This window comes from Alkaliphilus pronyensis, assembly GCF_009017275.1.
Taxonomy (GTDB): Bacteria; Bacillota; Clostridia; order Peptostreptococcales; family Natronincolaceae; genus Alkaliphilus_C; species Alkaliphilus_C pronyensis.
On sequence record NZ_WBZC01000058.1, the window covers coordinates 1 to 21,685 of the forward strand.

Sequence of the window (21,685 nt, forward strand, 5' to 3'; positions counted from 1 at the left end):
TCCTTCTCCCTCCACCATAACACCTTACGGTGAGTGAAAAGTTAATAATGAAAAATGTAAGATTAAGAACACATGCAAGACTTTGTTTTTAATTTTTAATTTTAAATTATTAATCTTTAACTAATATTATGCGGGTGTGGCGGAATTGGCAGACGCACTAGACTTAGGATCTAGCGGTTTATCCGTGGGGGTTCAAGTCCCTCCACCCGCACCATACTTTTAATTAAAAACTAGAGTACCTGTAAGGCAGAATTGAATAAGCTTTATTTAGAAAAAAAATCTACCATAAGCTCTGGAACTCAGGCTTTTGGTAACTAACATATATTAAGCGGAAGTGGCTCAGAGGTAGAGCATCGCCTTGCCAAGGCGAGGGTCGCGGGTTCGAATCCCGTCTTCCGCTCCATTTATTTTATATGACCCATTAGCTCAGTCGGTAGAGCACCTGACTTTTAATCAGGGTGTCCCGCGTTCGAGTCGCGGATGGGTCACCATATTAGACATTAGAAGTCAGAAATCAGAGTGCCTGACAAAACCAGAAGTTTTTTATTAAAATGTGACAAACAGGCAACCCTATATGCCACATCTAATAGGCCCAGATAGCTCAGTCGGTAGAGCAGGGGACTGAAAATCCCCGTGTCGGTGGTTCGATTCCGCCTCTGGGCACCATTTAAAACTCAGATCATAAAAGCATCTGGGTTTTTTAGTGTGCTTAAAAACCCATTAAATACCTTCATAATATGCATAAACAATCTAAAATATGGTAACGATTATGGATATAGTAAAATTAAGGAGGAATTTTATGGGGACAGTAACAGCTGATAATAATCATAAATTAAAAGGTATTGAAGATGCATTAGATATGAATGTCGAAGACCTTGAAAAAAGATACATTGAATATATAAATCCGTATCTATTGAAATTATTAAAGCTATTGAAGTTAAACAAGAGATTTGTTAGGGCAAAAGGGACAAGCTTATGGGATGAGAGTGGTAACCAATACATAGATTTTTTAGGGGCCTATGGTGCAATCAATCTTGGTCATAACAATGATAAGGTTTTAGAAAAATTAAACTTAATTAAACAAGCACCAAACCTACTACAAACAGCTTTAAATCCATTTGCAGCAGTTCTAGCAGAAAATATATCTATGATAACACCAGGAAAATTAAAATATTCATTTTTTTGTAATAGTGGTGCTGAAGCTGTTGAAGGAGCTTTAAAAATAGCTAAAATTGCTACAGGAAAATCACGAATTATATACTGTAAAGATTCCTTCCATGGAAAATCATTAGGTGCCCTCTCCGTTACAGGAAGAGACAAATATAAAAAACACTATGGGCCAATGGTTCCAAATGCAACCGAGGTACCCTTTGGAAATATTCAAGAGCTAAGAAAAGCTATTGATAATTATGATGATATTGCTGCCTTTATAGTTGAGCCAATACAAGGTGAAGGCGGAGTCATTATCCCCCCAATAGGTTTTTTAAAGGAAGCATACGAGCTATGTAGATCTAAGGAAATTCTTTTTATCGCTGATGAGGTTCAAACTGGCTTTGGTAGAACGGGCGATTGGTTTGCATGTGATTTAGAGGAAATTACACCAGATATTTTATGCATGGCTAAGTCACTGGGGGGTGGCATAATCCCTATGGGAGCTTATACAACTACTGAAGAGGTATGGAAAAAAGCTTACGGCTCATTGGATAAATGCCTATTGCATACATCCACTTTTGGAGGAAACACATGGGGGTGTGCAGCTGCAATTACAACGATACAGGTAATACATGCAGAAGAGCTACATATTGCTGCTAGAGAAAAAGGAGCGTACTTTATTTCTCGTTTAATGAAGCTTAAAGATAAGTATTCAATATTGAAAGATGTACGGGGACGAGGCTTAATGATAGGCTTAGAATTCAATAATACTAAAATAAGTAATAAGTTGTTAGACAGCATTTTAGGTGATCGTAAAACGAGTTTGATGGAGTATTTTGGAGGAATGATAGCCTCGGAGCTAGCAAACAAATACAGAATTATTACAGCTTACACTTTAAATAATCCAAACGTCATTCGTGTAGAACCACCATTAATTATAACATACCCTGAGATAGATTATTTTGTAGACTCCCTTGAAGCTGTACTGACTGACTATAAAGGATTATCGGGAATGACAATGCAAACCATAAAAAACCTAATTACAAAAGATAAGGAGGTTTAAAATGGAGAAATTTGCCTTTATTATCCACCCTATAGAAATGAATGATATCTATAGAAAATATAAATATTTAAAGCTACTTCCCGATAGAATGATAGAATCAATAACTACCATGCTTAAGCCATCAATAGTTTCAAAAATAACTAATGTTAAAGGTGCAGGTTCACAGGCAGAAGGGTATTTTATAGGACTTCCTTTAACCTCGAAATCAATAATGGAGCTACCAGAAGAAAAAGTCATTAATAAAATTATTGAAGCAGGTAAACTAGCAGAGAAATATGGTGCAAAAATTATAGGACTTGGAGCATTTACATCAGTTGTTGGAGATGCTGGAATTACAGTAGCAAATAACCTTAAAATAGCTGTTACAACAGGTAATACCTATACAGTAGCTGCAGCATATGATGCAACAAAAGAAGCACTTAATTTACTAGGCAAAAAAATTGAGGATTCTCATGTTGCTATATTAGGGGCAACAGGCTCTATCGGTAAAGTATGTGCAGAGCTGGCCTGCAGAGAAGCATCAAGGGTTACATTAATTGCTAGGGAACCAAATAAATTGCAGGAACTAAAAGAGTCCTTAAATAATAGATTCTTACAAAAAACAATAGAAGTATCCATAAGTGTTGAAGAAGGTATAAAGGATGCAGATGCAGTTATTACAGTAACCAGCAGTATAAATGATATAGTAGAACCAGAGTTTATTAAAACAGGAGCAGTAATATGTGATGTTGCTAGACCTAGAGATGTTTCTAAAGAAGTGCAACAGAAAAGAAAAGATGTATTAGTTATTGAAGGAGGAGTTATTCAAGTACCAGAGGGTACAAGCTTTAACTTCAACTTCGGATTTCCACCAGAACTATCCTATGCCTGCATGGCAGAAACAATGATATTGGCCCTTGAAGGAATGTATGAGAACTACAGTATTGGGAGGGTAATAGATATTCACAAGGTTGATGAAATACGAAGACTTGCAAATAAGCACGGCTTTAAGCTAGCAGGCTTAAGGAGCTTTGAAAGAGTTATAAATGCAGAGTATGTTGGGAGTGTAATGGACGCAATAGAAAAAAGGCTGCATGTCAGTCAAAATTAAGGCTGTTAAATATGAGTGAGGTGTTTTCAAACCTGCAACTAAAAATTTGTAAACACTTCACCCCTTCATACTACTTACGAACCTGCAAGTGGTTGATAACCTTTTTCACCCCTTCTACATCCATAGCTATTTCTTTGGCTAATTCCACCTCCTGTTGACTATTTAAATAGCCAAATAATGAAACAACTCCACCTGAAACTTCCCTGTGTACATCTTTATAGCTTATGTCAGTTTGGCTTAAACTCTGCAAAATCCTATTACTAATACTAGCATCAGTATATTTGCCAAATGAGTCAATGTTTAAATTATTAACAACATCTTTGACACCACGGTTTTCAGCTGCTATTCTCATTGCTAAATCAACATCCTTTAAGGTGTTGACACTTCCTATTAAGCTTACTACTCCGTCATTAACTTTAATACCAACACCTTTAACTGCTTGATTTTCCTGTTGCTGAAATTTTTCAGTAGCCTCCTTATGTATATGCTTATCGGTAATGTTACTATCCATAGCAACAGTAATTTTATTGTCAATACTTTTTACTCCATCAATTTGCCTGGCTACTTCTTCAGCTTCTTTTTTTTCTGCCAATAGATCTACTATTCCTGATAGATGTACATGTCCATCTCTACAAAAAAGCTTAATATCCATCCCACTAGCCTGCATATTCTTATGAATTCTATTTTTAATTATCTCTTCCAGTATATGATCTGAGTTTTGCTTATTCACGAAAACCTTCCTTTCTAGTGATAATATTTATTTTTTTATTAGCATTAGTTTATCTCAAATTAAATTAAATATGTTTATAAAGGGAATAAATATCATATATAGAAATGTATATAGGTTAAATAAAGCAAAGTAACACATTAATTATGAAAAAATTTTTTTAAATATATTACAGTAGATTTATGGTTTTCTTTATATTTGTAGTACAATATAGATAGTGGAGTTATTGTAAAATAGTATGTAAAGCCTATAAATTTTTTAAAATGGAAAAAGGGTTTTTGGGGTTTATATTGAAATGATAATATTAATAACTTGTAAACTATGAGGTGTTTAGAATGCAGCAGCTAATAGAATTATTGAGAAATATAGGTGTAAAAGATATAGCAGATATGGCAATTGTTGCATTTGTCTTCTATAAACTATATATGCTTATAAGAGAAACAAGGGCAGAGCAATTAATTAAAGGTATTTTAGTGCTTTTAATTGCAACACAATTAAGTGATTGGCTTCAGCTACATGTAATAAACTGGATACTTAGAAATACTATGACTGTTGGGTTAATTGCCCTTTTAATTGTTTTTCAGCCAGAGCTACGAAGGGCATTAGAATATATTGGAAGAACAAAGTTTTTGACTAAATCAATAGTAGATATACAGGATGAAGAGATAAGAGTTACTGTAGAAGAAATCATTGAAGCAGTGGGCTCCTTATCAAGACAAAAGATAGGTGCACTAATTGTAATTGAAAGAGACACAGGACTAAATGAAGTTGTAGAAACTGGAACCCCAATAAATGGAAAAATATCCAGAGGACTTTTAATTAATATCTTTATGCCAAATACTCCCCTGCATGATGGTGCAGTGGTAGTTCGCAAAACAGAAATATTGGCTGCTGGCTGTCTATTGCCTCTAACTGAAAACCAGAGCATTAGTAAAGAATTAGGAACAAGACATAGGGCAGCAATTGGTATAACTGAAAGGTCTGATTCTTTAGTTGTTATAGTGTCCGAAGAAACTGGTGCTATCTCCTTGGCTGAAAATGGCATGTTAAAAAGATTTCTCGATATTGGTACCTTAAAGGTTTTAATAATGGACTCATTTAAATCAAAGGAAAACAAACAATGGCAGTTTTTAAGAATGAAATGGAGGCATAAAGAAGATGAATAAGCTTTTCACTAAGAATGCTATGGCTAAAGTTATATCTATCTTATTTGCCTTAGTCATGTGGATATATGTTATGACCGACATAAACCCTGAAATAACCACCAGTTTTAACAATGTATCTGTCCAACTGGTTGGTGTAGATGAGATTAGGCAGCAGGATCTAGTACTTATTGGAGATGATAAGCCTACAGTCAACATTAAAGTAACTGGTAGAAGAGATGACATTGGTAAAATAGCACAAAGAGATTTCCGTCCTACTGCTGATATAAGAGGCTACAGTGCTGGTATAAATAGCATACCTGTAGAAATACTAACCCCTGATAATCTTACTATAGACTATTCTCCTAAGTTTGTAAGAGTTGAATTAGAAGAGATTATACGACAGCAGAAGGAAGTAAATTTAATTGTTGATGGTAGTCCAAGAACAGGCTACATATTTGGAAGACCTGAATACAAGCCTACCTCTGCATGGATAGAAGGCCCTGAAAGCAGTATAAATGCAGTTAGTCAAATTGTTGCTACACTTAATGCAGATGATGGACATGAAAATATACCAGCAAGCTTACCCTTGAAGGCCCTCAACAGTAGAGGTGTAGAGGTGCATGGTGTAGATATACAAACAGAGTATATAGACGTTTTCATGGAAGTTGATAGATTAAGAACTGTTAAAGTAGAACCAAACATTGATGCATCAACTATTGAAGGATATCAGATTACAGAGATAGATGTTGTACCAGAGCATATTACTATTCGAGGTCAGGAGGAAATTGTTAACCCTATTTCAATTGTTGAAACGGAGTTCCTACAGCTTGTGAACTTAACAGAGACCACCAAGGTTAGCTTACCAGTTATACTGCCAGAGGCAGCAACACAGCTAGATGAATCTGAAGTGGCAGTTACTATAACTGTAGAAAAAATTGCTGAAGAAACATTTGCTCTATCTAGCGATATAATCTCCTTTTCAAACCTTGCAGAAGGGTATAATGTTGATAGGGAAAGGCTTCCAGAGACCCTAGAGGTGATAGTTTCTGCGCCAGAAAGGATTATTGAAGTGTTAGAAGAAAGGCACTTCAACCTTACAATTGACCTTACAGGATTAGGGCCTGGGATACATACAGTTAAACCAGAGGTTAGCCTTCTTAGACCATTTTTAGATAAAATAAATAGTATAGAATTAATTCCCGAAAGTATAACAGTAAGAATAATAGAATAGTAAAGCATAATCAAAATATAGCTCAGATGGAGCTTTTACTCCACCTGAACTTTAGTTGTACATATTTCGGAGCGTGGCGACACTTATCTTTCCCTTAAGAAGAGGTAGTATTAGTTGCGTCCCTAAGATGAACTGATTTATCTTCAAATGAGGTGTAGGAATGAAGAAGGAGCTAGATGTAATACTTAGCAGTACCCATGATGCTATTTTTGCTGTTGATATAGAGGGTAGAATTACCCTCTTTAATCGTGCTGCAGAAAAAATCACAGGTCTAAAGGAAGGTGACGTGTTAGGTAAACCTGTTGAAAAGTATATTACCAGTACAAGACTTCCCTATATTTTAAAAACTGGAGAAACTGAGCTTAACAGAAAGCAAATTATAAACAACACTGAAATAATTACAAGTAGGATGCCTGTAAAGGATGAACAGGGAAGAGTAATAGGAGCCGTTGCAGTTTTTAGGGATATTAGTGAAATTATTGATTTAACCCATGAAATTTATAAGCTTAAGGAGTTTCAAAGCCTATTGGAGGCCATATTTAATTCCACCCAAGATGCAATTACTGTATGTGATGAAAAGGGAATACATGTTTTAATTAACCCTGCATATACAAGATTAACAGGGTTGGAGCAGAATGAAATTATTGGTAAGCAGGCAGCTGCAGACATTTATGAGGGTAATAGTGTACATATGCAGGTGCTAAAGACACAAAAACCCGTTAAAAGTGCTAGACTTAAGGTGGGGCCCCATGGTAAAGAGGTAGTAGCAGATGCAGCACCCATTATTGTTGATGGTGAGTTAAAGGGCAGTGTCGGCGTATTACATGATTTAACCGATATTAAAAAATTAAATAGAGAGCTAATGCAGGCAAAGCAAATAATAAGAAAGCTGGAAGCCCGATATACATTTGACGATATTATTGCATTAGATAAGGGAATGGTGGCTGCCTTAGAGAAGGCAAAGCAAGCTGCCGTAACTCCTGCCACTGTATTATTAAGGGGAGAAAGCGGAACTGGCAAAGAGCTTTTTGCCCATGCAATCCACAACCTATCCAATAGAAAATATAATCAGTTTGTAAGAGTAAACTGTGCTGCAATAAATGAAAACCTTTTAGAGAGTGAGCTTTTTGGTTATGAGGAGGGAGCATTTACTGGGGCTAGAAAAGGTGGTAAAATAGGCTTGTTTGAGGAGGCCCACGGAGGCACAATTTTTTTAGATGAAATAGGTGAAATACCAATAAGCACCCAAGCAAAGCTACTAAGAGTTTTACAGGAAAAAGAAATAGTAAGGGTAGGAGGTACAAATCCAATCCATATAGATGTTAGGGTTATTGCTGCAACAAACATTCATTTAGAAAAAGCAATAGAATTAGGGACCTTTAGAGAGGACTTGTATTATAGACTAAATGTTATTCCCATCATAATACCTCCATTACGTAAAAGAAGAAATGAAATATATCCTTTGGTTATACATATAATTGAAAACTACAATCAAGAATATGGTAGAAATGTAGAGGATATAACAAAGGATGCATTAGATAAGCTAATGGCCTATGACTGGCCTGGTAACGTAAGGGAGTTACAAAATTACGTTAGTAGAGCAATAGTTAATATGAAATATAGTGAAAATATTATTACTAAAGACCGACTTCCAAAGTTTTTTGATAATGAAAAAATAATAAAGGAAGCAGAAAAAATTAAAAGTAAACAGGTTAAAACCTTAAAAGAAGCCCTTGAAGAATATGAAGAAGAAATTATTAAAGCAAGACTAAAGGAAAATGACGGAAACAGAACCTTAACAGCTAAACAGCTTAATATATCAGTTAGAAATCTCTATTATAAAATAGAAAAATTTAAAATTCATCATGAAGCATGAAAAAAATTGCATACTACTATGCATTTTTTTTCATGCAAAATTTTGCACGATTATCAATATTGCTAAAAAACAAAAGCTATTTCAACACCTACACCCTTATGACAGAGTTGGCATGGCACTTGCTTAAATATAATAAGTAATGTATACAGTATGAATACTGTAGAAAAGACAAAAAATAGTTTTTAGTACATACTAACAATATAAAAAGGTAGGGGTGATTATATGAGAAAATATGTTTTAACAATTAATCCAGGCTCTACATCAACAAAGGTAGCATTATTCAGTGGTGAGGAAAACGTTCTACAAAAAAATTTAAGTCATTCGCCACAGGAGCTAGAAAAGTATGAAAAAATCACTGATCAATACGAGTACAGAAAAGACATTATTCTTAACTGGCTTAAGGACAATAACATTCAACTAAATCAGCTTATTTCTGTTGTTGGAAGAGGTGGATTGCTAAGACCATTGCCAGGAGGCACCTATAAGGTTAGTCAGCCTATGATTAATGACTTAAAGATAGGCTATCAGGGTGAGCATGCCTCTAATTTAGGAGGAATTATTGCTAAAGCAATTGCTGACCTTGAAGGAATTGAAGCCTTCATAGTTGATCCAGTAGCAGTTGATGAATTTGAGGACATAGCTAGAATTTCTGGATTACCAGAAATAGAAAGAAGATCCCTTGGACATGCCTTAAACATTAAAGCAGTAGGACATAGGGTAGCAGCAGGCATGAACAAGAGATTTGAGGAACTAAATCTACTTATTGCACATTTAGGTGGAGGTATTTCCGTTGCACCTATAAGAAAAGGACAAATTATTGACTACAATAACGCCAATGAAATGGGGCCATTTTCACCAGAAAGAGCGGGTGGACTACCAGTTGGCGACGTTGCAAAGCTTTGCTTCTCAGGGAAATACACAGCAGCAGAGCTTAAGAATAAAATGAGGGGAAAAGGTGGCTTAACTGCATACCTTGGAACTAATGATGCTAGAGAAGTGGAAAAAATGATAGAAGCAGGAGATGAGAAGGCTAAGCTTATATATGATGCAATGGCATATCAAATTGCCAAAGAAATAGGCGGAATGGCAACAGTTATTCAAGGAAAAATTGATGCAGTAGTCTTAACAGGTGGACTAGCCCATTCAAAATATCTTACAGATTATATAAAAGAAAGAGTCGAGTTCATAGCACCCTTTAAGGTTCACCCAGGGGAGGATGAGATGATAGCCTTAAATGAAGGTGCCATGAGGGTACTTAAGGGCTTGGAGAATCCTAAGATTTACGAAAATGAGGTGCAAATAAATGATTAAAAGCTTTGAAGATGTAATGAAAATTGCTAAAGAAAGAGGGCCAAAAACAATTTCAGTAGCATGTGCTGAAGATATTGAAGTGCTTATGGCCGTTAACGCTGCTAAAAAAGAAGGAATTGCAGATGCAATCCTAGTAGGAAACAAAGAAGAAATTGATGCAAGGGCTAAAGAAGCCAATATAGATATAAATAGCTTTCAGGTAATAGATATAAAGGATCCAGCAGAGGCTTCACTTAAAGCTGTTGAACTTGTCTCTTCAGGTAAAGCACACATGGTAATGAAGGGGATGGTGGACACATCAGTTGTTTTAAAGGCGGTATTAAATGCTGAAGTAGGATTAAGGACAGGGAATGTATTAAGTCATGTGGCTGTTTTTGATGTTCCTGACTATGATAGATTGTTTTTGGTGACAGATGCTGCAATGAATATTGCCCCAGACCTTCAAACAAAGAAGCAAATAATAGAAAATGCAGTTGAGGTTGCCTATGGCTTGGATATTGAAACACCAAAGGTTGCTGTGGTTTGTGCAAAGGAAAAGGCAAATCCTAAAATGCCCGACACAATGGATGCTCAAGCCCTAACAGAAATGAATGAGAAGGGTGAAATAAAGGGCTGTATTGTTGGTGGTCCATTTGCATTGGATAACGCAGTTTCTGTTGAGGCAGCTAAGCATAAGGGTATTAATCACCCAGTGGCAGGCTATGCAGATATTTTAATGGCACCAGATATTGAAGCTGGTAACGTCCTTTATAAATCTATGGTATTCTTTGCTAAGGCAAAAAATGCTGGGGTAATTGTAGGAGCTAAGGCACCAGTTGTATTGACATCAAGGGCAGATAGCGATGAAGCAAAACTATACTCTATTGCTTTAGGTGTGTTATGTGCAGCAAAGCTGTTTAATTAAAATTTAGTGAGGTGAATTATAATGAGTGATATATTTAGAATTTTAACCATTAACCCAGGTTCAACATCGACTAAAATCGCAATATTTGATAATGAAAAGCCAGTTTTTGAAGAGGTTTTACGTCACTCTTCAGAGGAGATAGGTAAATTTGGCAATATATTTGAACAATATGAGTTTAGAAAAAAAGTAATACTTGAAACATTAAACGAAAAAGATATAAATCTTACTAAGCTAGCAGCAGTTGTTGGTAGAGGAGGGCTACTAAAGCCAATTACAGGTGGAACCTACCTTGTTGATGAAAAAATGTTAAAGGATTTAAAGGTGGGAGTTTTAGGAGAACACGCTTCTAACCTCGGTGGGGTATTGGCCCACGAAATTGCCACTCAATTGAATATACCAGCATATATAGTTGATCCAGTTGTTGTAGATGAAATGCATAATGTTGCCCGTATTTCTGGTATGCCAGATATAGAAAGAAAGAGTATATTCCATGCATTAAATCAAAAAGCTGTTTCAAGGAGAGCTGCTAAGGAGTTAGGTAAAAAGTATGAAGAATTAAACCTAATAGTTGCCCACTTAGGTGGAGGTATTTCAGTCGGAGCCCATGAAAAGGGTAGAGTAATCGATGTAAATAACGCACTAGATGGCGAAGGACCTTTTTCACCAGAAAGATCAGGAGGTTTACCGGTTGGAGACTTAGCAAAGCTTTGCTTCTCAGGTAAATATACCCATGCTGAAATCAAGAAAAAAATAACAGGCAATGGTGGACTTGTTGCATACCTAGGATCAAATGATGGTAGAGATGTTGTAAAAATGATGGAAAATGGTGATGAAAGGGCAGAGTTAGTTTACAAAGCCATGGCTTATCAAGTATCTAAGGAGGTTGGTAGCTGTGCTGCTGTATTAAAGGGTAAGGTTGATGCAGTTATACTAACTGGTGGTATCGCCTATGATAAAATCTTTACTGGTTGGATAACGGATAGTGTAGAATTTATTTCACAGGTTCTGATATACCCAGGTGAAGATGAAATGATTGCTTTAGCAGAAGGCGGACTAAGGGTACTTCGAGGAGAAGAAGAAGCTAAAAGATATGAATAAAGGTGATAAAATGCTAAAGGATAATAGAATCCGTGTAATTATAGGTCATTATGGTAGTGGCAAGACTGAGTTTTCAATCAATTACGCAATTAAGCTTGCAAAGGAAGAAAAAAATGTTGCACTTGCAGACCTTGATGTTGTGAATCCTTACTTTCGTAGTAGAGAAAAGCATGGGTTACTGAAGGAGCATGGTGTAAAAGTAGTATCTAGTTATGTGAAGGGCTCAGGCTCAGACCTGCCAGCAGTATCGGGTGATGTATTAGGTCCACTGCAGGATAAATCCTGTAATGTGGTACTGGATGTAGGTGGAGATTCAATGGGAGCCAGAACCCTAGGTAGATATAAGGATTACTTCATTGAGGGAGAATATGACATGTTTTGTGTAGTCAATGGTAATCGTATTGAAACACAGACCTTAGAGGGTGTTATTAACCATATTACCTCAATTGAAGGAACCACAAGGGCTAGGGTTACGGGTCTTATAAATAATACCCACTTACTTAGAGCTACTACAGTAGACCAAATTTTAAAGGGTCAAGAGTTATGCAGACGGGTGAGCCAAGCCACTAAAATACCAATCAAATATACAGCCGTAGTTGAGTCATTAATTCACCAGCTTCCCGAGAATATTGAAGGAACCATAATGCCAATAAAAATGATTATGAGAGAAGCTTGGATGTAGTATACCGGAGGCATTTAGTCGATGATGGTTTTTTATATTAACTTAACACCACAAGGAGGGTTGTAAAATGCCTAAAAGAAAAGGTAAGGTAATTTTTACTGAGGATCGCTGTAAAGGATGTGAGCTTTGTACAACTGTTTGTCCTGTTGACATAGTTAAAATGAACAAAAGCAGGATCAACGTTAAGGGATATCATCCTGCCACAGTAGATGAAATGGAGAAGTGCATAGCCTGTGGAAACTGTGCAACAATTTGTCCAGATGTTGTTATCAAAATAGAAACAATAGAAGAGGAAAAATAACATAAATTGATTGGAGGGAAAAAGATGGATAAAGTATTAATGAAGGGTAACGAAGCCATTGGTGCAGCTGCCATAAAAGCAGGATGTAAGCACTTTTTTGGATACCCAATAACACCACAAAATGAGTTGCCAGAGTTCATGTCGAGGGAACTGCCTAAAATAGATGGAGTTTTTGTTCAAGCAGAATCTGAGGTAGCTGCTATAAATATGATATATGGTGCTGCAGGTACAGGAGCAAGGGTTATGACTTCATCATCCTCCCCAGGAATTGCATTAAAGCAAGAGGGTATTTCATATTTAGCTGGGGCAGAGCTTCCATGTGTTATAGTAAATATCAGTAGAGGTGGCCCAGGCTTAGGTGGAATTCAGCCTTCTCAAGCCGATTACTATCAGTCAACTAGAGGTGGAGGAAATGGAGACTATAGACACTTAGTATATGCACCAGCTACACTTCAAGAGGCAGTAGACTTAACTATTGAAGCCTTTGATATTGCAGACTATTATCGTAACCCAGTAATAGTTTTAGGAGACGGTATGATCGGTCAAATGATGGAGCCAGTTGAATTTAAAGAACCTAAAAAGAGAGACCTGCCCGATAAGGATTGGACAACAACAGGAACTAAAAGAAATAGAAAGCCAAATATCATAAATTCCTTAGCATTAGACCCAGCCGAGTTAGAAAAGCATAACATTAAATTAGATAAAAAGTACAAAACTATAGAAGAAAAAGAAGTTAGACATGAAATGTATAAAATGGATAATGCAGAGGTAGTTTTAGTAGCATATGGTACAACCTCAAGAATAGTAAAAAATGCAATAGATGCTTTAGAAGAGGAAGGAATTAGTGTAGGTTTAATTAGACCAATTACATTATGGCCATTCCCTTATAAAGCCTTCGCAGAAATACCAAATACCTGTAAAGCCCTGTTGAGTGTAGAAATGAGTATGGGACAAATGATAGATGATGTAAAAATTGCAAATGAAGGTAAGCTTCCTGTTCACTTCTATGGAAGATCAGGCGGAATGATTCCAACACCAGAAGCGATTATGGAAAAAGTCAAGGAAATTTGGGGGGGTGCAAAATAATGGCTGTAGTTTTCGACAGAACACAAGGTTTAGCTGAGAAGCAATTCCACTATTGTCCAGGATGTACCCATGGTATTATCCATAGACTTGTGGGTGAAGTTTTAGAAGAATTAGGGGTTTTAGGGGATGCTATTGGAGTAGCCCCAGTAGGATGTTCAGTTTTAGCATATGACTACTTCAACTGCGATATGCATGAAGCTGCCCACGGTAGAGCGCCAGCTGTTGCTACAGGAATAAAAAGAGTATTACCAGAGGGAGTTGTATTCACCTATCAAGGAGACGGAGACCTTGCTTCAATAGGTACAGCAGAAATTATTCATGCAGCCCACAGAGGTGAAAAGATAACAACTATATTTGTAAACAATGCAATTTATGGTATGACAGGTGGTCAAATGGCACCAACAACCCTAATAGGTCAAAAGGCAACAACAGCTCCATACGGGAGAGATGCTGTTGATACGGGTATGCCCTTAAGAATGTCAGAAATGCTAGCTACAATAGATGGAGCTGTATTTGTAGAAAGAACAACAGTTCATAATGTTGCCGGCATCAGAAAGACTAAAAAAGCAATCAAAAAAGCCTTTGAAGTTCAGCTTGCTGGCTTAGGCTTTGGTATAGTAGAAATACTTTCAACATGCCCAACCAACTGGGGAATTACACCTGTTGAATCATTAAAATGGCTAGAAGAGAATATGATTCCCTACTATCCATTAGGAAACTTCCGTACACCAGAGGAGGGTAAATAATATGGCTACAGAAAAAATCATTATGGCAGGCTTTGGAGGACAAGGGGTTATGTCCATGGGGCAGCTACTAACATATGCAGGTATGATAGAGAATAAGCAAGTATCATGGCTACCATCCTATGGTCCTGAAATGCGTGGAGGTACAGCAAACTGTGCAGTAATAGTATCAGATAGTCCAGTTGGCTCTCCAATAATAACAGGTGATGCTACAGCAGCTATTGTTATGAATTTACCTTCACTAATCAAATTTGAAGAAAACCTTAAGCCAGAGGGAAAGCTAGTAATTAATAGCTCATTAATAGAAAAAAAGGCAGAAAGAAAAGATATAAATGCATATTATGTCCCAGCCAATGAAATAGCCAATGAATTAGGTAATAGCAAGGTTGCCAATATGGTTATGCTTGGGGCCTACCTAGAATTAACTAAGATAGTACCAATAGAAACAGTTATCGATGCTTTAAAAAAGGTGTTTGGTCCAAGTAAACAGGATCTTGTACCTCTAAACAAAGAAGCATTAGAGCGTGGAGCTAATTGCGTAAAATAGACTAAATAAAAACTCTTCTGTAAAAGCAGGAGAGTTTTTTACTCATTTAAAACAAACTATACAAATATTACTCAATAGTATTATTAGAGTAGCTCCCATTATAGCTTATAATCATATAATACATTAAATATGGGTAATAATATTATAATTTCATAATTAGCAAGAAATTGAGTTTATAACGTTGTTATGATAAAATAATAAAGATAGGCTATAGGAAGGGAGCATTTTTAAATGGGTAAATTGTTTGGTACAGATGGTGTTAGGGGGATAGCTAATAAAGATTTAACACCAGAATTAGCTTATAAATTAGCAAGAGTTGGTGGATTTCTATTACTAAGTAATAAAGAAAAGGGAAAAGTTGTTATTGGTAAGGATACGAGAATATCAGGTGACCTATTGGAAACAGCAATGATATCAGGGTTCTTATCTATGGGGATTGATGTCATTAGTCTTGGAGTAATACCAACCCCAGCAGTAGCTTATTTAACTAGATACTTAAATGCCGATTGTGGTGTTGTTATATCAGCCTCCCATAACCCCGCAGAATACAACGGCATAAAGTTTTTCGATCATAGAGGATTTAAGCTTCCAGATGATGTGGAGAGTGAAATAGAAGATTACATCTTGAATGATAAAGAGGTTCCCTATCGTGCATTAAAGGAAAAGGTAGGTAACTTGTCATATTTGACGGATGCAGCAGATAAATATATAAATTACTTAAAAACAACTATTAAACATAGCTTTACTGGCTTGAAAATAGCTTTAGATGTAGGCAATGGGGCAGCCTACCATGTAGCACCAAAGCTGTTTAAAGAGCTTGGAGCAGAGGTATTTGTGGCAAATGATTCTCCAAATGGATTAAATATTAACCTAGGCTGTGGCTCCACCCACCCAGAGGTACTTCAACGATTAGTAGTGGAAGTCTCGGCAGATATGGGAATAACCTTTGATGGCGATGCAGACCGAGCAATAGCAGTAGATGAAAAGTGTCAAATTCTTGATGGCGATCATATAATGGCTATATGCGGTACTAGACTTAAGAAGCATAAGGCTCTAAAAAAAGACACAATTGTTGCAACCGTAATGAGTAATATAGGCTTAGACATTGCAATGAAGGAAAAGGGCTTATCTGTTACAAAAACTAAGGTTGGAGATAGATACGTATTAGAGGAAATGATAAAGGATGGACTTAGCCTTGGGGGTGAGCAATCAGGACATATTATTTTTTTAGAGCATAATACAACTGGGGATGGATTATTGACAGCCTTACAATTAATTGATACTATAGTAGAAGAAGGAAAACCATTTTCTGACTTAGCTGGAATAATGACATCCTATCCACAGGTATTAGTTAATGCCAAGGTTAATAAAGATAAAAAAGAAGCATATTTAAATGATGAGGTAATTGCTTCTGAAATCAACAGAATTGAAGAGCTTATGCAGGGTCAGGGAAGGGTTTTAATTAGACCCTCAGGTACAGAACCCCTTGTAAGGGTTATGTTAGAAGGACAAAACCAAGAGGAACTAAGTACACTTGCTACAAACCTTGCTAAAATGATAGAATCAAGGCTGGGTCAATAATAAAAAAATATATTGGGGTTGATTGGTGAAGATTAACCCCATCAAATATCTTAAGGAGGGATGCCCATGAAGGACTATTCAACTTAATAATGTGAAGCGCCAGAGCTTATGATAAAATGTTATCTAAGCTGACGAGGACAGGGTTAATCGAGATTTTCGGCGGGTGCCCTGCGGTGAATCGCCACCGTTAGAAGTCTACAAAACCATTGAGTGATTGATGGGACAAAAAGGCTTTAGCTGATAGGTCTGTGATTTGCTATGGGCAAAATTCAGAGGCTTTTTTGTATTGGCATTTTTATTTGATGTATCAATTGAAAAAATGGCTTAAAGAGTTTTAGGAAGAAGGAGTTATGAGTAGGAGTTTTGCAGAAACTAATAATATAAAAATTATCCGGAAGGAGAATAAATATGTGCGGAATAGTAGGATATATAGGTGATAAAGAGGTAACCTCAGTATTAATCGAAGGGTTATCAAGATTAGAGTATAGAGGATATGATTCAGCAGGTATAGCAGTTTATGACAATAATGACCTTCATGTAAGAAAATTTAAGGGTAGACTTAATGTTTTAGCAGACCACCTAAAAGAGGAAACCTTAACAGGCGTAGTAGGAATAGGGCATACAAGATGGGCAACCCACGGAGAACCCTCCGACAGAAATGCACACCCCCACACAAATGTAGCCGGCAATATTGCAGTAATCCATAATGGAATTATTGAGAACTATATGAAGATTAAAGAATGGCTAGTGGAGGAAAAAGGAATAGAATTTAAGTCCGACACTGACACAGAGGTAATTGCCCATTTAATCGACTGTTATTATGAAGGCGACCTATTAGAAGCAGTGTACAAGGCCATAAGAAGAATGGAGGGAGCCTACGCAATAGGTGTAATCTGCAAAGAAGAGCCAGACAAAATAGTTGCTGTTAGAAAAGACAGTCCACTTATTGTAGGTCTTGGAGAAGGAGAAAACTTCATTGCATCAGACATTCCAGCATTATTAAAGTACACACGAAAAATGCACCTGATTGAAAACGATGAAGTAGTTTTATTAACAAAAAAAGAAGTTAAAATCTTTAATGATTTAGGTCAACAAATGGATAGAGAAGTGTTTAATGTAACATGGGATGCCGAGGCAGCAGAGAAGGAAGGCTATGAGCATTTCATGATTAAAGAAATCCATGAACAGCCAAAGGGAGTTTCAGAAACCCTGTTGAGAAGGCTAGATAAAGAAGAAAAGGTAACACTTGATGGAATTAAACTAACTAAGGAAGACTTGGATAATATAAATAAGGTATACATTGTGGCATGCGGTACAGCCTACCATGCAGGATTAGTTGGAAGATATGCAATAGAGAAGTTTGCAAAAATCCCTGTAGAGGTTGATGTGGCATCTGAATTTAGATATAGAGACCCCTTTGTGGATGATAAAACCCTGTTTATTGCCATAAGCCAATCGGGAGAAACCTTAGATACCCTTGCAGCATTAAGAGAAGCTAAAAGAAAGGGAGCAAGAGTGCTTTCGGTTGTAAATGTAGTTGGAAGCTCAGTTGCTCGTGAGTCAGACGATGTGTTTTATACCTGGGCGGGTCCAGAAATTGCAGTTGCATCAACTAAGGCCTACACAACTCAATTGGTTGCAATGTATTTAGTTGCCCTTCATATGGCATCTGTAAAGGGTACTATAACAGAAGAACAATACAAAGAAAAAGTCAACGAGCTAAAGACAATGCCAGATAAAATACAAAAAATATTAGATAATCAAACTAAAATTCAACATCTTGCCGATGGACAATTCAATAACGAAAAAGTTTTCTTTATGGGAAGAGGCTTAGACGTTCACGTAGCCCATGAGGGTTCACTAAAACTTAAGGAAATTTCTTACATTAACTCCTTTGCCATAGCAGCAGGCGAGTTAAAGCATGGTACTATTGCTTTGATAGAAGATGGCACATTGGTTGTAGCACTGGCAACACAAGATCACTTATACGACAAAATGCTTTCTAACATACAAGAGGTAAGGGCTAGGGGAGCCTTTGTTGTTGGAGTAGCAAAGGAAGGAAATAAAGAAATAGAAAAAACAGCAGATGTAGTCTTATATATACCAGATACATTAGACCAATTAACACCAATATTAAGTGTTATTCCATTACAGCTTTTATCCTACTATATTGCTGTAGCAAGGGGCTGTGATGTAGATAAACCAAAAAATTTAGCGAAATCGGTTACTGTCGAATAAAGTATTTCCGAGGAAATACAGGTTGTTGTCGGTTCTCAAAAATATTGAGAAATTTCTCGAAAAGATTGAGAAAAGATAAAAAATACAAATTTGAATGAAAATAAAAGGAGAATAGCGCATACAAGCTATTCTCCTATTTCGATATTTTGGAGGTGAAAAAATGAAGTAAAAAATATGACATTCAATAAGTATAATCCAAAACATATCTTTTTTTTATAAATTAGTTTCTGATAATATAGAAAAAACTGAATCCAGAGTCTTGAGGAATTTTATGAAATTCCTCGACGGTGATGAAAATATAAATAATTTACAGGTAGAGTTACTAAAGAACTTTGGTGGAGTAATTAGAAATAATCATATAGAAATGATAGATAATTTTAACTTTAAGTATTATAAATCTATGCAGGTAATGATTTGAGTTCCACAAATAACAAGGACATGGCTACTGGCATGGATTTTGCTGTACTGTTTGCGAGCTATGTTGTACAATTCTTTTATACCAACACTAAAGGAAATAGGCATAGGGCGAAATATTTAAACTAAATAACCTTAACTATATTTGAAAAGGGAGGATTATTTTGGTAGAACTAAGAACGATTAACGAACATAATTATGAAGAGTGCCTGAATTTGAGTGCATCTGTTGCCAATGCAGACTTTGTAGACCCTGTCGCATGGTCTTTGGCCGAGGCGTGGGTGTTTTATAATGATTCGCGCCCCTTTGCAATTTATGCCGATGATATGATGGTGGGCTACGTTTTAATGTATATTGGCGAAGAGAACCATCAAATCATAAATTTTATGATAGATAGCCGTTTTCAGAAAAGAGGCTATGGAGTGGTAGCAGCTAGGCTTTGTGTTGATTATTTATGTAAAGAATGCAAAGCAAATAAAATTTCTTTACCAGTTAAGCCAGAAAATATAGCGGCACAAAGGTTATGGAGTAGAGTAGGGTTTGAAATAACAGACGATCTGGAGGACGGTTATCTTTTTATGCGGTTATACATACCAAAATATTAAGTTTGTAGCTAAACGACATTCCTAATAAGCGTAACATAGTTGAAGGATTGTTTTGTCTAGAGAAACTCATTAAGATATTAATGGAGTTATAACGTTACATAAGACCAAAATTAAACACTATCTTATAATCTATTTTGCCCACTCAATGCATATGGAGAATGAGGTGGTAATAGAAGTTTCTCCATCACTCATTACAGTATGGAAATATGAAGTGGCAAAGCCCTTCAGAGATTATTTATACATAAATTTTAAGTTATAAGAAGTAAGCAGATTTATTGAAAGAATGTGACTAAGATGTTAGAATAGAAAAGATGCTAATGTTGAAAGGAAAAGAAAATGAGTAAAAAGCAAAAAGGCGATTTATATTTATTTGTTAGCTATGCCCCTGGTGTAGGTAAAACCTATCATATGGTTAAGTTTGCACAGCAAAGGGAGATAAAAGGTGACAAGGTTTGCTACGCCCATATATATGATGGGCATAGAGATGATATTAATGGAAAATGTAAATACTCAATAAAAGAGATTTTACATGAAAATCCTGATTTGGTTGTATTAGATGAGCTAGTTATGAGGGGCAGGAATGTGGATGATAGCTCTAAGGGGGTTAGAGATGATGCTGAAGCACTCTTAGAAATGGGGATTGATGTTTGCTCAACTGTAAATCTTCTGCATTTTTCATATGTAAACAAGGCCTGTAAAGATAAAACAGGATTTCAAGTAAAAGAACCATTATCTAATGATTTACTTATAAAGTCAAAGGAAATAGTTTATATTGACTGTTATCCAGAGATACTGGAGGATGGTTACATAAATAATGTACTTTTTACAAAGATAAAGAAAAGTCCCAAAACTGATAATATTTTTAATTTAGAAAATCTAAAATTGTTTCGTTTAGAATCAATTAATCTATTAAAAAAGTTCGATAATGTAACATGGAAAATTAGAAGGCTAAAATATGAAAGCCCGAAAGGAAAGAAAGATGAAGAGTCCACTTAAGAAAAAGCTCACAGAAAAAGAGTACAGTGCCTTAGTTGAAATGACTACATTAACATTACCAGAGTTTTTAGGCTATGCATTGGAAAAATACCCCCATATTGAAGGGCAAGAGTTCTATGAATTCTATCTTAAGCAACGAGCCCTAAGGCTTGGTAGACCTCTTTCGCTTCATTGTGAATTAACCCCTTTATGCAATCTAAGCTGTAAAATGTGTTATGTGCAATTAGATGAATCAAACGCAGGTTTACATTCTATACTTACTACATCCCAATGGATGGAAATATTTCGACAGGCTATAGAAAATGATGTTTACCAAGTAACTCTATCTGGTGGAGAGGCAATGTTACACCCAGGTTTTTGGGAGATATATGATTACTTATACTCTATGGGTATTCGTATAACCATATTTACAAATGGACTTTCTATTACTAATAGGGCAATTGAGCATCTCAGAAAAAAGCCCCCTCAAAGCATACAGATCTCATTATATGGAACCAGTGATGATGTTTATGAAAAAGTCACTGGAAAACGTGTATTCTCACAGATAGAAAAGGTCTTTCTTCAGTTGCAAGAGGCAAATATTCCCTTTAAAATTGCTGTTTCACCAAATCGTTATTTATATAATGATATGGAGAACATACTGCAATACTTGTATAATAAAGGATATTCCTTTCAAGTCAATAGAAACTTACTGCCTCCAAGGGAAGAGACAGGACGTAATCTAAAGGATATTGCTCTAACTACTAATGAGTATGTAGATATTTGGACTTTATACAAAAAAACAACTAATATGCACCCCTTTAGTGAAGAAATAAGAGACAACCAAGATGGTATTTCTTGTTCAGCAGGTATGGCTACATGTCATATTAACTACAAAGGAGAAATGAACGGATGC

The 21,685-nt window shown here is 36.1% G+C and carries 20 protein-coding genes and 4 tRNA genes; 23 read left to right on the plus strand and 1 reads right to left on the minus strand.

Features of this window, described 5'->3' with window-relative positions; genetic code table 11:
• Positions 1 to 130 precede the first annotated feature (130 nt).
• From F8154_RS12935 to F8154_RS12960, 6 genes are all read left to right on the plus strand, one after another.
• Positions 131 to 214: transfer RNA gene (locus F8154_RS12935), tRNA-Leu, on the plus strand.
• A 114-nt stretch (positions 215 to 328) separates the two neighbouring features.
• Positions 329 to 403: transfer RNA gene (locus F8154_RS12940), tRNA-Gly, on the plus strand.
• A gap of 12 nt (positions 404 to 415) precedes the next feature.
• A tRNA-Lys gene (locus F8154_RS12945) sits at positions 416 to 491 on the plus strand.
• A 99-nt stretch (positions 492 to 590) separates the two neighbouring features.
• A tRNA-Phe gene (locus F8154_RS12950) sits at positions 591 to 666 on the plus strand.
• A gap of 133 nt (positions 667 to 799) precedes the next feature.
• On the plus strand, positions 800 to 2,215 hold the full coding sequence (locus F8154_RS12955; protein ID WP_151862047.1) for an aspartate aminotransferase family protein: 1,416 nt from the start codon (positions 800 to 802) through the stop codon (positions 2,213 to 2,215).
• Position 2,216: 1 nt separating this feature from the next.
• Complete coding sequence (locus F8154_RS12960; protein ID WP_151862048.1) at positions 2,217 to 3,305, plus strand: NAD(P)H-binding protein; 1,089 nt, start codon at positions 2,217 to 2,219, stop codon at positions 3,303 to 3,305.
• Between the two features lie 70 nt (positions 3,306 to 3,375).
• On the opposite strand, the gene F8154_RS12965 is transcribed toward F8154_RS12960, so the two are convergent.
• On the minus strand, positions 3,376 to 4,035 hold the full coding sequence (locus F8154_RS12965; protein ID WP_151862049.1) for a BON domain-containing protein: 660 nt from the start codon (positions 4,033 to 4,035) through the stop codon (positions 3,376 to 3,378).
• Between the two features lie 332 nt (positions 4,036 to 4,367).
• On the opposite strand from F8154_RS12965, the gene cdaA reads away from it, so the two are divergent.
• From cdaA to F8154_RS13045, 17 genes are all read left to right on the plus strand, one after another.
• The gene (gene cdaA, locus F8154_RS12970) at positions 4,368 to 5,198 is read left to right on the plus strand and encodes a diadenylate cyclase CdaA (protein ID WP_151862050.1); all 831 of its coding nucleotides are present in this window, start codon (positions 4,368 to 4,370) and stop codon (positions 5,196 to 5,198) included.
• A complete protein-coding gene (locus F8154_RS12975; RefSeq protein ID WP_151862051.1) occupies positions 5,191 to 6,408 on the plus strand; it encodes a CdaR family protein in 1,218 nt (405 codons plus the stop codon). Before cdaA ends, F8154_RS12975 begins: the two co-directional genes overlap by 8 nt.
• 160 nt (positions 6,409 to 6,568) lie before the next feature.
• A complete protein-coding gene (locus F8154_RS12980; RefSeq protein ID WP_151862052.1) occupies positions 6,569 to 8,284 on the plus strand; it encodes a sigma-54 interaction domain-containing protein in 1,716 nt (571 codons plus the stop codon).
• Positions 8,285 to 8,506: 222 nt separating this feature from the next.
• Positions 8,507 to 9,595, plus strand: coding sequence for a butyrate kinase (buk, locus tag F8154_RS12985; RefSeq protein ID WP_151862053.1), 1,089 nt, complete (start codon positions 8,507 to 8,509; stop codon positions 9,593 to 9,595).
• Complete coding sequence (gene ptb, locus F8154_RS12990) at positions 9,588 to 10,499, plus strand: phosphate butyryltransferase (protein ID WP_151862054.1); 912 nt, start codon at positions 9,588 to 9,590, stop codon at positions 10,497 to 10,499. Before buk (F8154_RS12985) ends, ptb begins: the two co-directional genes overlap by 8 nt.
• Before the next feature lie 21 nt (positions 10,500 to 10,520).
• Entirely contained in the window at positions 10,521 to 11,597 is a 1,077-nt protein-coding gene (buk, locus tag F8154_RS12995) for a butyrate kinase (protein WP_151862055.1), read from the plus strand.
• A complete protein-coding gene (locus F8154_RS13000; RefSeq protein ID WP_243141254.1) occupies positions 11,590 to 12,279 on the plus strand; it encodes an ATP-binding protein in 690 nt (229 codons plus the stop codon). The genes buk (F8154_RS12995) and F8154_RS13000 overlap by 8 nt, the downstream gene beginning before the upstream one ends.
• 67 nt (positions 12,280 to 12,346) lie before the next feature.
• Entirely contained in the window at positions 12,347 to 12,580 is a 234-nt protein-coding gene (locus tag F8154_RS13005; RefSeq protein WP_151862056.1) for a 4Fe-4S dicluster domain-containing protein, read from the plus strand.
• A gap of 24 nt (positions 12,581 to 12,604) precedes the next feature.
• Positions 12,605 to 13,666 (plus strand): 3-methyl-2-oxobutanoate dehydrogenase subunit VorB, encoded by a 1,062-nt coding sequence (locus F8154_RS13010; RefSeq protein ID WP_151862057.1) that lies wholly within the window; start codon positions 12,605 to 12,607, stop codon positions 13,664 to 13,666.
• Positions 13,666 to 14,412: a thiamine pyrophosphate-dependent enzyme gene (locus tag F8154_RS13015; RefSeq protein ID WP_151862058.1), complete on the plus strand. Its 747-nt coding sequence runs from the start codon at positions 13,666 to 13,668 to the stop codon at positions 14,410 to 14,412. Before F8154_RS13010 ends, F8154_RS13015 begins: the two co-directional genes overlap by 1 nt.
• Position 14,413: 1 nt before the next feature.
• A complete protein-coding gene (locus tag F8154_RS13020; RefSeq protein ID WP_151862059.1) occupies positions 14,414 to 14,956 on the plus strand; it encodes a 2-oxoacid:acceptor oxidoreductase family protein in 543 nt (180 codons plus the stop codon).
• Positions 14,957 to 15,187: 231 nt separating this feature from the next.
• Entirely contained in the window at positions 15,188 to 16,537 is a 1,350-nt protein-coding gene (gene glmM, locus F8154_RS13025; protein WP_151862060.1) for a phosphoglucosamine mutase, read from the plus strand.
• A gap of 408 nt (positions 16,538 to 16,945) precedes the next feature.
• A complete protein-coding gene (glmS, locus tag F8154_RS13030; protein ID WP_151862061.1) occupies positions 16,946 to 18,775 on the plus strand; it encodes a glutamine--fructose-6-phosphate transaminase (isomerizing) in 1,830 nt (609 codons plus the stop codon).
• Positions 18,776 to 19,046: 271 nt separating this feature from the next.
• On the plus strand, positions 19,047 to 19,193 hold the full coding sequence (locus F8154_RS15210; RefSeq protein WP_192930301.1) for a hypothetical protein: 147 nt from the start codon (positions 19,047 to 19,049) through the stop codon (positions 19,191 to 19,193).
• A gap of 160 nt (positions 19,194 to 19,353) precedes the next feature.
• The gene (locus F8154_RS13035) at positions 19,354 to 19,794 is read left to right on the plus strand and encodes a GNAT family N-acetyltransferase (RefSeq protein WP_151862062.1); all 441 of its coding nucleotides are present in this window, start codon (positions 19,354 to 19,356) and stop codon (positions 19,792 to 19,794) included.
• A gap of 336 nt (positions 19,795 to 20,130) precedes the next feature.
• The gene (locus tag F8154_RS13040) at positions 20,131 to 20,790 is read left to right on the plus strand and encodes a hypothetical protein (RefSeq protein ID WP_151862063.1); all 660 of its coding nucleotides are present in this window, start codon (positions 20,131 to 20,133) and stop codon (positions 20,788 to 20,790) included.
• On the plus strand, positions 20,750 to 21,685 hold a 936-nt coding region (locus F8154_RS13045; RefSeq protein WP_151862064.1), incomplete at its 3' end, for a radical SAM protein. The genes F8154_RS13040 and F8154_RS13045, both read left to right, overlap by 41 nt.

What these genes read in the sequence shown, in the direction of transcription:
- F8154_RS12955 (WP_151862047.1), top strand. Translation starts at nt 800, where the DNA reads ATGGGGACAGTAACAGCTGATAATAATCATAAATTAAAAGGTATTGAA.
- F8154_RS12960 (WP_151862048.1), top strand. Translation starts at nt 2,217, where the DNA reads ATGGAGAAATTTGCCTTTATTATCCACCCTATAGAAATGAATGATATC.
- cdaA (WP_151862050.1), top strand. Translation starts at nt 4,368, where the DNA reads ATGCAGCAGCTAATAGAATTATTGAGAAATATAGGTGTAAAAGATATA.
- F8154_RS12975 (WP_151862051.1), top strand. Translation starts at nt 5,191, where the DNA reads ATGAATAAGCTTTTCACTAAGAATGCTATGGCTAAAGTTATATCTATC.
- F8154_RS12980 (WP_151862052.1), top strand. Translation starts at nt 6,569, where the DNA reads ATGAAGAAGGAGCTAGATGTAATACTTAGCAGTACCCATGATGCTATT.
- buk (WP_151862053.1), top strand. Translation starts at nt 8,507, where the DNA reads ATGAGAAAATATGTTTTAACAATTAATCCAGGCTCTACATCAACAAAG.
- ptb (WP_151862054.1), top strand. Translation starts at nt 9,588, where the DNA reads ATGATTAAAAGCTTTGAAGATGTAATGAAAATTGCTAAAGAAAGAGGG.
- buk (WP_151862055.1), top strand. Translation starts at nt 10,521, where the DNA reads ATGAGTGATATATTTAGAATTTTAACCATTAACCCAGGTTCAACATCG.
- F8154_RS13000 (WP_243141254.1), top strand. Translation starts at nt 11,590, where the DNA reads ATGAATAAAGGTGATAAAATGCTAAAGGATAATAGAATCCGTGTAATT.
- F8154_RS13005 (WP_151862056.1), top strand. Translation starts at nt 12,347, where the DNA reads ATGCCTAAAAGAAAAGGTAAGGTAATTTTTACTGAGGATCGCTGTAAA.
- F8154_RS13010 (WP_151862057.1), top strand. Translation starts at nt 12,605, where the DNA reads ATGGATAAAGTATTAATGAAGGGTAACGAAGCCATTGGTGCAGCTGCC.
- F8154_RS13015 (WP_151862058.1), top strand. Translation starts at nt 13,666, where the DNA reads ATGGCTGTAGTTTTCGACAGAACACAAGGTTTAGCTGAGAAGCAATTC.
- F8154_RS13020 (WP_151862059.1), top strand. Translation starts at nt 14,414, where the DNA reads ATGGCTACAGAAAAAATCATTATGGCAGGCTTTGGAGGACAAGGGGTT.
- glmM (WP_151862060.1), top strand. Translation starts at nt 15,188, where the DNA reads ATGGGTAAATTGTTTGGTACAGATGGTGTTAGGGGGATAGCTAATAAA.
- glmS (WP_151862061.1), top strand. Translation starts at nt 16,946, where the DNA reads ATGTGCGGAATAGTAGGATATATAGGTGATAAAGAGGTAACCTCAGTA.
- F8154_RS15210 (WP_192930301.1), top strand. Translation starts at nt 19,047, where the DNA reads ATGAAATTCCTCGACGGTGATGAAAATATAAATAATTTACAGGTAGAG.
- F8154_RS13040 (WP_151862063.1), top strand. Translation starts at nt 20,131, where the DNA reads ATGAGTAAAAAGCAAAAAGGCGATTTATATTTATTTGTTAGCTATGCC.